Source organism: Streptomyces cyaneochromogenes (assembly GCF_003963535.1).
GTDB classification, from domain to species: domain Bacteria; phylum Actinomycetota; class Actinomycetes; order Streptomycetales; family Streptomycetaceae; genus Streptomyces; species Streptomyces shaanxiensis.
Map to the genome: position 1 here is coordinate 2,578,499 of NZ_CP034539.1, position 11,838 is coordinate 2,590,336.

Consider the following 11,838-nt stretch of genomic DNA (forward strand, 5'->3'; position numbering starts at 1 on the left):
CCGGGCGCCGACCGGGCGCCAAACCAGTCGCCCCCTCCCGGCATACTGCCGCATTCGTATTTGTTCTCCCATCTGTCCGACATCTGTCCGAAAAGTGACTTCTGGGCTACATGCAGGCGAACAGGAGTGGGATCATCGGAGCAGGAGGCGTGCTGTCGTCGCACCCGGACCCGGGCCGGTAGCGGCTCGCCCCCATCCTTCGTTCCGTCGTCAGGCGCAGGGCCACCCCCGCGCGTCCCCCCTGTTGGCGGTCGGTCCTGGAGGGTGTTCGATGACGACGATCGACGAATGTCATGGAGAAGGTGCCCGCGACAGGGAAGTGCACCGCGGTGACGTCGCCCCCGGCCAGGCCGTCGAGGAGTACGGCCCGGCCCTCGTCCCGCTGGACCGGCCCGGCGCGGCACTCCCACGGCTGACGGGGTCCAAGGCCGCGAACCTCGCCCGCGCGGCCCGCGCCGGACTGCCCGTACTGCCCGGGTTCGTGATCCCACACCGTGCGGGCGGCGACCTGGTCGCCCTGCGGCGCGCCTGGGACGAGCTCTCCCACGGCGGCACCCGCCCGCTCGTGGTGCGGTCCTCCTCGCCACACGAGGACACCGAGGAATCCTCCCTGGCGGGCCAGTTCACCTCGGTGCTCGACGTACGCGGCTGGCGGGCCTTTCGTACGGCCGTACAGACCGTGCTCGACTCGGCGCACCGGGCCGACGGGTCCACGGCGCCGATGGCGGTGCTGGTGCAGCCCATGCTCGCGGCGCGGGTCGGCGGGGTGATGTTCGGCGCCGACCCGGTCGAGGGGCGGGCCGACCGGCTGCTGGTCAGCGCGGTGCGCGGCGGGCCGGACAGTCTGGTCAGCGGGGCGCGGGCCGGTACCGACTACTGGCTGAGCGCACGCGGACGGCTGGTGCGGACGGAGGCTTCGGGGGATCACCGCGCCGCGTCTTCGGACGAGCCGTGGCCGGCGTCCACGGAGTCTTCGGAGGGCCCGCGGAGGAGGCCTTCCAGAGATCCGCAAGGCGTGTCCTGGGCGAACCCGCACGCCACCCCCTCGAAAGCCCTGTCCGAAAATCCACATCCCGCATCCGCGGAGAGCGGCCCCTTGCTCACGCGCGCCCAGCTGTTCCGCCTGGCGCGGCTCGCGCGGCAGGTCCGGCGGGTCTTCGACGGGCCGCAGGACGTGGAGTTCGGGTTCGACGCGGACGGTCGGCTGTGGCTGTTCCAGAGCCGACCGATCACGGCGATGGCGGCGCGGCCGGGCCGCGGTGCGCGGCTGCTCGGGCCGGGCCCGGTGGCGGAGACGCTGCCGGAGCAGCTGGCGCCGCTGGAGGAGGACCTGTGGGTCGCGCCGATGGCCCGGGGGCTCGCGGCCGCGCTCGACATCGGCGGCACCGCGCCGCGCCGGCTGCTGAAGTCGGTGCCCATGGTCACCACGGTCGCCGGACGCGCCGCCGCCGACCTGCGTCTCCTCGGCGCCGTGCCGCCGCGGCACCGGTGGCTCGCGTTGCTCAACCCGGCGCCGGGGGCGCGTCGGCTCGTCGCGGCCTGGCGGGTGGGGCGCCTCGTGTCCTCCCTGCCCGGGCTGGCGACCGATCTCGTCGCCGACGTCGACCGCCGCCTCGCCGAGATCCCGTCACCCAGCGGCCTCTCCGCTTCCGCCCTGGCCGCGGAGCTCCGCTGGACCCGACGGGCCCTGGTCTCCCTGCACGCCCAGGAGGCCCTCGCGGGCGCCCTCCTCGACGAACCGCCCAAGAGCCGCACAGCGGCAGGCACGGCACTCGCCACCCTTGCCGAGGCCCGCGCCCAGGGCATACCCGACGACCAACTGGTCGCCACGGACCCCGTGATCCTGGCCCTCACCGCCCCCAGCCTGCGGGAACGAGGGCGACCGCCGGGCGCTACGGCGGCACCGTCGACGACACCGGCCACGGTGCCCGACCCGACCCGCCCCACAGCGATCGGCCGAGCAGCGCAAGAACCGGGACAACCGGCACCACGGCCTCAGGCGGCCCAGCCGGCCGACGCCACCCCCGCCCCCGAGCCGACTCGCGTCCGGAGGGCCAACGGCACCGCCCGCCCCGAAGCGGCACCGCCCCCGCCCCTCCACACCCCGCCCACGGGCAACGGCGGCCGCACGCCCTCTCCGCGCCTGCCGACCCTCGAGCCGGCACGGCGCCCCACGCCGGGCACCGCGACCACCCCGACCGGCACCACCCGCACCTCCACCCCCACCAGCGCGGCCTTCGCCGCCTACGCAGCCCCGTTCACGAGGGCCACTCAGGCCGCTCCCCCCACTTCCCGCACTTCCCCCACTTCCCGCACTTCCCGCACTGAAGCCGTCACCCTCCCCCACCCCCTGCCGACCCCACCCGCCCGCACAACCCCCCTCCCCACCCGCGAATCCCTCCGCCTACGCATCCGCTGGGTGCAGGAGCTCCAGGTCCGGCTTGTGCGGGACGTCGCGCGGCGGCTGGGGATCGGCGTGGAGCGCGTCGGGCTGTTGCGGTGGGCGGAGCTGGCCGCCGTGCTGGCCGGCGAGGCCCTGCCCGGCGACCTGCACGCGCGCGTGCCGCAGGCCGAGTCGCCGCCACTGCCGGACGCCTTCCGGCTCGCGGACGGTCAGGTCGTCGTCACCGAGCGCACCGCCGGCCGGGGCGACGGCGTGCGGGGCGTGTCCGCCGGGCGGGGCGTCGGGACCGTGTGGGACGGGACGGGCACCAGGCCGACGGACGCCGTACTGGTCGTGCGCACCCTGGACCCCGCGCTCGCCCCGCTGCTGCCGGACCTCGCCGGCCTGGTCGCCCAGACCGGCAGCCCGTTGTCCCATCTGGCCGTCCTGGCACGGGAGTTCGGGATCCCCGCGGTCGTCGGCGCCACCGACGCCGTACGCCGTTTCCCGCCCGGCTCCCGGCTCACCGTCGACGGGACGGCAGGTGACGTACGACAGGGGGACGCGCCATGAGAAGGATCGCGTACGTCTTCGGAGCGCTGGCCGCCGCCGGCGCGGGCACCTATCTCATCGTCTACCTGTACCGCTGGCAGTGGCAGCGGGCGATGATCTGCGGGGTGTTGCTGCTGGTGGTCGAGGTGATGCTGTTCGGCCTGGTGACGCTGGGGCGGCTGAACCGGATCGAGGAGCGGCTGCGCGACACCGACCGGCGGCAGCGCGAGCTGGACGCCCGCCAGGAGGACGTACTGGCGCGGCTGCGGGAGCCGGCCGCGGCGAGCGAGGAGAAGCGGTTCCGGTGGCTGGACGACCCGGCGGACCGGACGTACGTCTTCGTGCCGGTCCTCATGGTCGCCGGCGTGGTGCTGTCCGGGCTCGCCTGGGTGGTGCAGAAGGTCGCGGCGGCCACGGCCAGACCCGCCGAGCGACGCCTGGCCGGACGGCTGGCGGTCCTCGCCGCACCGGATCCTGGGGCACCCGGCGACCTGGACGACCTGCCGCCGCCGGGCTCCGGGTCCTCCCGGGGCCGTACCGCACGCGTGACCACCGTCGGCATTCTTGCCGCCGCGCTGCTCGCCGCGCTGATCGTGGGGCTCGCCGACCTCACCCAGACCAGGGCCGAGGGGTCCAACGAGAACGAGGCGACCTCGGTCGTCGTCCAGGTCGATCTGCGAGGCCCGGACCTGACATCGGACCGGAAGGCCTTGGCCGCGCAGCAGATCTGGGAGAGCTGCCGTGACTCCACGGCCGTACCGCTGCGCCACGCCACCCTGGGCGACCTGGGGGACGGCATGTTCGCCGGGGTCGTACGGCCCGCGCTCACCGAGCACGACCTGATGCGACTGCGCGGCTGCCTGGAGGACGCGACCCTGGAGCGCGCCCACCTCACGGTGATCGCCGTGGGCGACGCGGAGCCGAGCGACGAGTGACCGTGACCGTGACCGAATGACGGTGACCGGATGGCCTGCCTGCCGGGCGCCCCGCCTGCTCTACGACCGAACATGACAAGTGAGATGTATTGCACAAAAACGGACTTAACACCCAGTTGATCACAGACCCGGGCTACCATTGCCATTCGCGCCCTCGTCCCCTAGTCCCCCGGGTCGCCCATGGCTGTTCTCACCGCTACCCTGCCCCGCCCTGCCCTCCGCAAGCGCCCGCTGTCCCGGCGCGCCATGCGGCTCCTCATCGGGCTCCTCATCGGCTATCTCGTCCTGTGGGCAGCCGGCGCGGGCAGCATTCTCGGCCTGTCGTACCTGGCCCGCGAGGGGACCCCGGCACCCGTCGGCACCCACGCCATCCAGGGCGTGAACCACTTCCAGCCCGTGGACACCGACGGCCGGCTGTGGCGCGGCTCCGCGCCCTCCCCCGCCGGTTACCGGGCACTGGCGAGCATGGGCATCACCACCGTCGTCGACCTGCGCGCCGAGCGCATGAGCGCGACCGAGCTCGCCGAGCCGGGCGAGGCCGGGCTGAAGGCCGTACGCCTGCCGATCCGCGACGGTCAGACGCCGTCGCCCAACCAGGTGCAGCGCTTCCTCGACACCGTCGCCTCGGCGTCCGGCCCGGTTTTCGTGCACTGTGGCGCGGGTGTCGGCCGTACGGGCGCGATGGTCGCGGCGTACCTCGTGGAGACCGGTGAGGAGTCGCCGTCGCAGGCGGTCCGGCGCAACCTCGCGGTCGGACCGCCGTCGATCGAGCAGATCTACTACGGGCTGAACCTCAGCCCGGCCAAGGCGGAGCAGCCCCCGCTGCCGGTGGTCCTCCTCAGCCGCCTGGTGGACGCTCCGCGGCGCATGATGTCGTACCTGTAAGGCACCTGATGACGTACCTGTAAGGCACGTGCGAGGCCGTTGACACCGACGCCGTACGGCTACGGCTTGCGCCCCACCGCCCCGTACCCGGGAATGACCCCGTCGTCCTGCCCGGGTACCGGTTCCCCCAGCTCGGGGTGCCAGTGGTGGGGCACTGCCACGCCGGGCTCGACGAGTTCGAGACCGTCGAAGAAGCGGCTGAACTCCTCGCGGGAACGCAGGGCCAGCGTGACGCCGGCCGCCTTGAGCTTCTCGGTCGCCGCCTTGGACTCCTCCGGAGTGAAGTCGGCGCTCGCGTGGCTCATCACCAGGTAGCTGCCGGAGGGGAGTTCCGACAGCAGCCGGCGGACCAGTTCGTGCGCGCCGTCCTCGTCGGAGACGAAGTGCAGCAGCGCGACGAGGGAGAGGGCCACCGGCCGGCCGAAGTCCAGGACCTGCTTGGCGCCTTCGATGATGGCGTCGGGGTCGCGGACGTCGGCCTGCAGATACTCCGTGACCCCCTCGTCGGTGCCGCGCAGCAGGGCCGCCGCGTGCGCGAGCACGATGGGGTCGTTGTCGCAGTAGACCACGCGCGCGTCCGGCGCGATCCGCTGGGCGACCTGATGGAGGTTCGGCTCGGTCGGGATGCCGGTGCCGATGTCCAGGAACTGCCGTACGCCCTGCTGGGCGAGCCAGCCGGTGGCACGGTGCATGAAGGCCCGGTTGACCCGCGCCATCACCGGGACGCGCGGGTCGAGGGCGAGCATCTGCTGCCCCATGGCCTCGTCGACCGGGTAGTTGTCCTTGCCGCCGAGATACCAGTCGTACATCCGCGCGGGGTGCGGCTTAGTGGTGTCGATCTCCACGGAACGGTTCCGCCCGGTCATGACGAACTCCATAAGGGTCTGCGGTAGAAGGTGTTCAACTCAGCACCAAAATAAGGGAATTGAAAAACAAGGGCAGCGACTGATCAACAAGGTCAGGACAGCAGGAAGTCCGCCTCCCCCGCCTTGGCGCCCTCGATGAACGCGGTCATCTCGTCCGTGGTGTAGATCAGCGCCGGCCCGTCCGGGTCGGTGGACTGACGGACGGCGATCCGGCCGTCGGCGAGCTTCATCGCCTCCAGGCAGTTTCCTCCGTTCCCCCCGCTCCACGGCTTGTGCCAGCCTTCGCTGCCCAAGTCCCGCGCGGGCATGCCGTTGTAGACGCGTATGCGCGGCTTGATGCGATCCATTCACAGCTCCTTGCGGAGATCCCGCAGGATCTCCTTCGTGCGATGTGCCGTAGCGGCCTGCGCCGCCATGCGGTCCATGACCTCGAGGTGGGCCGCCACCTCGGTACGCGCGTCGAGGTAGACGGCGCCGGTCAGGTACTCGCTGTAGACCATGTCCGGCAGTTCGGGCATGGCGAATCGGAACAGCACGAAGGGCCCGTACGTGCCGGGGTGCGGCCCGTTCGCGAACGGGGCCACCTGCAGCGTCACGTTGGGCATCTTCGTGGCCTCGAGCAGCCTGTCGATCTGGGCACGCATCACCTCCGGGCCGCCGACCGGGCGGCGCAGCACGGTCTCGTCCATCACGACCCACAGCCGGGGCGCGTCCTCACGGGTGAGTAGTCGCTGGCGCTGCATGCGCAGGGCGACATGACGCTCGATGTCGTCGGGGCTGGTCTGGCCGATGGCGCCCGACCTCAGCACTCCGCGCGCGTAGTCCTCGGTCTGCAACAGGCCGGGCACGAAGTGGGGTTCGTACGACCGGATGAGGCCGGCGGCGCCCTCCAGGCTGACGTACATCGAGAACCAGCCGGGCAGGATGTCGTGGAACCGCTGCCACCATCCGGGCTTGTTGGCCTCCTCGGCCAGTTGCACGAAGGCGTCGGCCTCGTCGTCGGCGATGCCGTAGGCCTTCAGGAGCATTTGGAGGTACGGGATCTTGAGCGTGACCTCGGCCATCTCCATACGGCGGACCGTGGCGGGGGCGACGCGGAGGATGCGGGCGGCCTCCTCGCGCTTGAGTCCGGCGCGTTCCCTCAGGTCCAGCAGGCGCCGACCGAGGACGACCTGACCGACCGTCGGCGCGGATCGCGGCTCGCTCACGCCCCACCTCCACGATGAATCCCGACCCGACCGGCTTGGTTCTGCCTGTTCCTGCTGTTCCTGCTGTTCCTGTTGGTCCTGTTGTTGCCGCTCGCTACTGCCCGTTACTGCTCATCCCTGCCCATTACCGGCAGATCGGCTCAATCCTGACAGGCGGACGGCGCCATTCGAAGACCTTTTCGAAGATCTCGGTGGATCTTCGGCGATCCCAACTGGCGCCGTTCGACGTGCTGTTGCGAGCAGTGTGCCACGGCCTTCCAGAGAGTCACACAGCACTCTGCATTTTTCAGAGTGACACTTGCCAAGTGTTCACGGCGGGGCGATAGTGGCAAGCGTGATTCCGTCCCCGCCCTTAGGAACAGACGCCGCCGAAGTCCCCCACGACCTCGGTACCGCCCCGGCGGTCGGGCCCCAGCGGGGCGCCGCCGCCGAGCGCCGGTTCCGCTTCGAACTGGCCGCGCATCCGGGTTCTCCCGCGCAGGCCAGACGCCTGACCAGGGCGCGGCTGAACGGCTGGTCGGTGTGCGAGGACACCTGCGACACGGCGGCTCTGGTCGTCTCCGAGCTGGTCACCAACGCGATCGTGCACACCGCCAGTGAGCACATCGTCTGTGAGCTCAACGACGGTGCCGAACTGGTGCGAATAGCCGTGCGCGACGAGGGCTGCGCGCCGGGTGAGCCGCACCCGTTGGCGGCGCGGCCCGAGGAGGAGCACGGGAGGGGACTGCTCCTCGTCGACGCCCTCTGCCATGCGTGGGGAGCCCATGAGCAGGGGGCAGGGCTTGTTGTCTGGGTGGACCTGCCGCGTGGGAACGCCTCCTGCGGGGGCGCCTCGCCCGGGGACACCTCGCTCCGGGACACCTCTCGCGGTGGCGCCCAACCCCGCGGCGACCTCGGCTGGGGGTCCCGCCCCAAGCCCGGGCCGTCCGACGGGTCCGGTGACGAGGACGAGGCGCAGGCGCGGTACGGCTGGGGGACGGGGTCCGGATGGCTGTGAGCGGTGCGTCCGGCGGGGGTCAGGTGGTGAGCCTGGACACGCTGGTGCGGCTCCGTCGTGGCCTGCCCGCCGCTGCCGACGGCCCTGCGCGGCTGCCGGTTCCTGACGGGATGACGGCTCCTCTGGGGTGGGACGCGGTCGCGGTGCCCGCCCGCTTCGGGCCGCTCGTGCTGCCTCGGTTGCCGCGGGTGGGGTGTGTGTACGCCGATGAGACGCACTGGTGGTGGATCGTGCCGTCGGACTCGGACTATGCGTTGGAGTGGCCGGCGGGTGTGCGGTACATGACGGGCGCGGTTGTGCTGGACACGCCTCGGCTGATCCATCGGCCGGACGGGAGGGTGCCGTATACGCCGCCGATTCCGCTGTATCTGGCGTTGTGCCGGGTGACGGGGACTACGCCGGTCTGGTCTCGGCAGCTGAGTGCGTGAGGGTCGTTTTCTCGCCCCCGCCGCCCCTACCCGTCCCGTCCTCCAGGGGCTCCGCCCCTTCGACCCCGGTTGCTTTCTGGGGGCTGCCGCCCCCAGACCCCCGCTTCGGCCCTGAACGGGCCTCGTCCTCAAACGCCGGACGGGCTGAAAGCCGGGACCGGCGCCAAGAAGTCACCCTCCTTCAAATCACGCCCCCTACGGGTGGGTGGGGGCTAGGGACGGCGTGACCCTCGTCCTCGGACGCCGGACGGGCTGATAGTCCCGGGCGTACGCCCGCGCGCACGCCCCACCCCCACTTACGCCCTCCCTCCAACCCGCCCACCCCGCCATAGTGGCCCTCCGTCACGAGCGACGGTCGGGGAGGCTGGGCTGTGGGGAAGAAGAGCGTCGGGGCTGAGGGCGGGGTCTCCGAGTCGGAGCGGCTGTTGTTCGGGGGGCCTCTGCGGTACGACATGGGGTGGAATCAGCATCGGGACGCCTTTATGGAGCTGACCTTCCGGGCCATGGTGACGCGGTTGCCGTCGCTGTTGGGGTCCAGCTTCCGGCTCGCGTGGCAGGCCGATCGTCGGGCGGCGCGGACCGTGCTGGTGGCCGAGGTGGGGCGAGGGCTGGCGCAGGCGGTCGGGCTGCTCGCGGTCAACAGTGTGCTGGGGCGGCTCATCGGGGGCGGGGCGCTGGAGGAGCGGTTACGGGGTGCCGTTCCGGCGTTCGTCGCCATGGCCGTCGTCATGGTCGTCTCCACGCTGCTGCGGGCTGCGTCGACGTACGCCACGGGCCGCCTCGAACCCAAGGTGGAGCGCGTGGCGACCGAGCTGTACCTGGAGCGGGCCGCCGCCGTGGAGCTGGCCGCGATCGAGGACCACGCCTTTCACAAGCTGCTGGACACCGCGCAGTACGGCGCCTCGTCCGCCCGCCGCATGATCTCGTACAGCACGCGGGTCGTGAACGCGGCCATCTCGCTGATCGCCGCGGCGGGCGTGCTCGCCGTGCTGCACCCTGCCCTGCTCCCTCTCCTCGCCACCATGACCCTGCCCAGCGCCTGGAGCGCCCTGACCAACGCCCGGCGCCGCTACGAGTCGTTCCACACCTGGGTGCAGCACTCCCGTGCCGGCCATCTGATCAGCGGGCTGCTGACCGAGCCCGCCGCGGCACCCGAGATCCGGGTCCACGGCGTGGGGCCCTTCCTGCTGCGCCACTACCGGGCGATGTCCGAGACGGCGGAAGCGGAGCAGGCCCGGCTGGCGCGGCTGGCGGCGCGTACGGGGCTCATCGCCGCGGCGTGGACGGGGCTGGCGACCGTCGCGACGTACGCCACGCTGGGCGGACTGCTGCTCGCCGGGGCGATGGCGCTCTCCGTGGCGGGTACGGCCGTCATCGCCATCCGCACCGGCTCGTCGAGCCTCGACAGCCTCGTCCTGGAGGTCAACGCGCTCCACGAGGAGGCCCTCTTCGTGGGCGATCTGCAGCGGCTGTACGTCGAGGCGGCCGAGCGGGCGATCCCGGTCGGTGGAGTGCCCCTGCCCGAGGATCCGCAGGAGATCCGGTTCGAGAACGTCGGCTTCAGCTACCCCGGTGAATCCGCCCGGCCCGCCCTCGACGACGTCACGCTCACCCTCCCCCTCGGCCGGATCATCGCCCTGGTCGGCGAGAACGGCTCCGGCAAGACCACCCTGGTCAAGCTGCTGGCGGGCCTGTACACCCCGGACCGGGGCCGCATCCTGTGGGACGGCGTCGACGCGGCGACCGCCGACCGGCGCCTGCTCGCCGAGCGCATCGCGATGGTGGCCCAGGACTTCAAGCGCTGGCCGTTCACGGCCAGGGTGAATGTCGCCGTGGGGCGTTCCTCCGCGCCGCTCACCGAAGAGCGCCTGGCCGCCTCGCTCGCCGAGGCCGGGGCCGGGGACGTGGTGGCCGATCTGCCGCGCGGCCTGGACACCCTGCTGGCCCGCCACTTCAGCGGTGGGCACGAGCTGTCCGGCGGGCAGTGGCAGCGGCTCGGGATCGCGCGGGCCGCGTACCGGCGCGGCCGCATCCTGATCGTGGACGAGCCGACGGCGGCCCTGGACGCACGGGCCGAGCTGGAGGTCTTCGAGAAGATCCGCGCCCTGGCCTCCGCCGGCCAGACGGTCGTCCTCATCACCCACCGGCTGGCGTCGGTACGCCACGCCGATCTGGTGCACGTGCTCGACCAGGGCAGGCTCGTGGAGTCCGGGACACCGGACGAGCTGCTGGCCACCGGCGGCGTCTACGCGGAGCTGTACTCGCTCCAGGCGGAGCAGTTCACGGCGCCGGTACCCGCTCCCAAGGCGGGCTGATCAGCACGAGGGCCCGGCGAGAGGCCGTACCGGCCCGCGGCAGCGGGGCGCGGCTCACGCGGCGGCGTCGGCCGCCGCCTCGCCGCGGACGATCACCAGGAACGCGTCCGTCGCGAGGTCCATGACGACCTCCGCGGGCAGACCCTCCATGCGCCGCGCGTGCGCGAACTCCTCCGCCGGCCATGATCCTCGCGGCCCGCCCGCGGGAAAGCGTTCGAGCACTGTTCGCCCGTTCACCATCCTGACCTCCGATAAGCGTCGTACTTGTAGGAGTTAACGCCTGCCGGAGGCGAAACGCCTCGCCCGGTGACGGGACTGAGACGTAGTTGACACTCGTTCACCGCGATGTGTGAGCGCACGCTCACCTTCCGGAGCGACCCCTCACACTCCGGTCATCCGCCACCACGCTCCGCTTCAGTCCCCTTCAGTCCCCTCAAGTCCCCATCAGTCCTCGTACTCGTCGTGGTACCGGATGCGCTCACTGCCCGCAGATGCCCCAAGAGCCGAGGCGCGCCCCTTGGGCTCCTCCCACTCCTCCTGCCGGCCCAGGGCGGTGAGGTCCAGGAAGCCGGTGGTCGAGCCCAGCCCGTCGAGGCCGCGCTCGTACGTCGAGTAGGTGTGGAAGACACGGTCCCCGTCCCGCAGGAAACAGCTGACGCCGGGCCGCTCCACCAGCTCGCCCTCGTGCTCCAGGGTCACCTCGAAGTCGCGGTTGAAGTCGCTGCCGTAGGACGAGTACCAGGGCACCGTCCAGCCCATGCGCGCCTTGAACGGCAGGATCTTCGGGTACGGCGCCCGGGAGACGGCGACGAGCGTCGTGCCGCGCGCCTTGAGGTGCGCCAGATGCCCGATCTGGTCCAGGAACCCCGAGCAGCTGCGGCAGCCCGCGTCCCACTCGGGGGCGAACATGAAGTGGTGGACGACGAGTTGGTGCCGCCCCTCGAAGAGGTCGGGCAGCGTGGCCTTGCCGTCGCCGCCCTCGAAGACGTACTCGTCCTCGACCTCGACCATCGGCAGCCCGCGCCGCTCGGCGTTGAGCGCGTCACGCGCGCGCGTGGCCGCCTTCTCCTTGACCAGCAGTTCCTCGCGCGCCGCACGCCACTGCTCGCGCGAGACGATCTCCGGAAGCGACATGGGCGCCCCTCCTGTGCAGCGGTCCGTTCCAGGTGGTGACCGGCGGGAGGGGCGGAACTCATCGCCGCACCGGAGAACTTGGGAGATTTTCTGCCGGAGAACTTCAGGAGGTTCTTCCGGAGACCTCGGGAGGAT

General features: G+C 71.9%; 11 protein-coding genes. 6 read left to right on the plus strand and 5 right to left on the minus strand.

Translation table 11 applies throughout. The features are described 5' to 3' along the window. The first annotated feature begins 271 nt into the window (after positions 1-271). The 3 genes from EJ357_RS50215 (at position 272) to EJ357_RS11490 (ending at position 4,755) form a co-directional block, all read left to right on the plus strand. Entirely contained in the window at positions 272-2,956 is a 2,685-nt protein-coding gene (locus EJ357_RS50215; protein WP_267132846.1) for a PEP/pyruvate-binding domain-containing protein, read from the plus strand. Further along, on the plus strand, positions 2,953-3,870 hold the full coding sequence (locus EJ357_RS11485) for a hypothetical protein (RefSeq protein ID WP_126391206.1): 918 nt from the start codon (positions 2,953-2,955) through the stop codon (positions 3,868-3,870). The genes EJ357_RS50215 and EJ357_RS11485 overlap by 4 nt, the downstream gene beginning before the upstream one ends. Before the next feature lie 180 nt (positions 3,871-4,050). Then, positions 4,051-4,755 (plus strand): protein-tyrosine phosphatase family protein, encoded by a 705-nt coding sequence (locus EJ357_RS11490; RefSeq protein WP_126391208.1) that lies wholly within the window; start codon positions 4,051-4,053, stop codon positions 4,753-4,755. A gap of 59 nt (positions 4,756-4,814) precedes the next feature. Here EJ357_RS11490 and EJ357_RS11495 read toward each other — a convergent pair whose 3' ends face one another. From EJ357_RS11495 to EJ357_RS11505, 3 genes are all read right to left on the minus strand, one after another. After that, positions 4,815-5,633 carry an SAM-dependent methyltransferase gene (locus EJ357_RS11495; RefSeq protein WP_175647365.1) on the minus strand — a complete coding sequence of 273 codons (819 nt, stop codon included), beginning with the start codon at positions 5,631-5,633 and terminating at the stop codon, positions 4,815-4,817. A gap of 80 nt (positions 5,634-5,713) precedes the next feature. Then, the gene (locus EJ357_RS11500) at positions 5,714-5,968 is read right to left on the minus strand and encodes a DUF397 domain-containing protein (RefSeq protein WP_019757219.1); all 255 of its coding nucleotides are present in this window, start codon (positions 5,966-5,968) and stop codon (positions 5,714-5,716) included. Then, complete coding sequence (locus tag EJ357_RS11505) at positions 5,969-6,829, minus strand: helix-turn-helix domain-containing protein (protein ID WP_126391212.1); 861 nt, start codon at positions 6,827-6,829, stop codon at positions 5,969-5,971. 325 nt (positions 6,830-7,154) lie between these two features. Here EJ357_RS11505 and EJ357_RS11510 point away from each other — a divergent pair, with 325 nt between their 5' ends. From EJ357_RS11510 to EJ357_RS11520, 3 genes are all read left to right on the plus strand, one after another. Continuing rightward, positions 7,155-7,826 carry an ATP-binding protein gene (locus tag EJ357_RS11510; RefSeq protein WP_126391214.1) on the plus strand — a complete coding sequence of 224 codons (672 nt, stop codon included), beginning with the start codon at positions 7,155-7,157 and terminating at the stop codon, positions 7,824-7,826. Next, positions 7,817-8,254 carry a hypothetical protein gene (locus EJ357_RS11515; protein WP_126391216.1) on the plus strand — a complete coding sequence of 146 codons (438 nt, stop codon included), beginning with the start codon at positions 7,817-7,819 and terminating at the stop codon, positions 8,252-8,254. Before EJ357_RS11510 ends, EJ357_RS11515 begins: the two co-directional genes overlap by 10 nt. Before the next feature lie 452 nt (positions 8,255-8,706). Then, positions 8,707-10,569, plus strand: coding sequence for an ABC transporter ATP-binding protein (locus EJ357_RS11520; RefSeq protein WP_228473162.1), 1,863 nt, complete (start codon positions 8,707-8,709; stop codon positions 10,567-10,569). A gap of 54 nt (positions 10,570-10,623) precedes the next feature. On the opposite strand, the gene EJ357_RS11525 is transcribed toward EJ357_RS11520, so the two are convergent. Beyond that, entirely contained in the window at positions 10,624-10,809 is a 186-nt protein-coding gene (locus tag EJ357_RS11525) for a hypothetical protein (protein ID WP_175647366.1), read from the minus strand. Positions 10,810-11,013: 204 nt separating this feature from the next. Then, positions 11,014-11,703 carry a DUF899 domain-containing protein gene (locus tag EJ357_RS11530; protein ID WP_126391219.1) on the minus strand — a complete coding sequence of 230 codons (690 nt, stop codon included), beginning with the start codon at positions 11,701-11,703 and terminating at the stop codon, positions 11,014-11,016. Positions 11,704-11,838: the final 135 nt, after the last annotated feature.

Excerpts from the sequence above, each read along its gene's own strand:
- EJ357_RS11530 (WP_126391219.1), bottom strand. The coding sequence starts at position 11,703 with ATGTCGCTTCCGGAGATCGTCTCGCGCGAGCAGTGGCGTGCGGCGCGC.
- EJ357_RS11495 (WP_175647365.1), bottom strand. The coding sequence starts at position 5,633 with ATGGAGTTCGTCATGACCGGGCGGAACCGTTCCGTGGAGATCGACACC.
- EJ357_RS11490 (WP_126391208.1), top strand. The coding sequence starts at position 4,051 with ATGGCTGTTCTCACCGCTACCCTGCCCCGCCCTGCCCTCCGCAAGCGC.
- EJ357_RS11515 (WP_126391216.1), top strand. The coding sequence starts at position 7,817 with ATGGCTGTGAGCGGTGCGTCCGGCGGGGGTCAGGTGGTGAGCCTGGAC.
- EJ357_RS11520 (WP_228473162.1), top strand. The coding sequence starts at position 8,707 with ATGGGGTGGAATCAGCATCGGGACGCCTTTATGGAGCTGACCTTCCGG.
- EJ357_RS11525 (WP_175647366.1), bottom strand. The coding sequence starts at position 10,809 with ATGGTGAACGGGCGAACAGTGCTCGAACGCTTTCCCGCGGGCGGGCCG.
- EJ357_RS50215 (WP_267132846.1), top strand. The coding sequence starts at position 272 with ATGACGACGATCGACGAATGTCATGGAGAAGGTGCCCGCGACAGGGAA.
- EJ357_RS11500 (WP_019757219.1), bottom strand. The coding sequence starts at position 5,968 with ATGGATCGCATCAAGCCGCGCATACGCGTCTACAACGGCATGCCCGCG.
- EJ357_RS11485 (WP_126391206.1), top strand. The coding sequence starts at position 2,953 with ATGAGAAGGATCGCGTACGTCTTCGGAGCGCTGGCCGCCGCCGGCGCG.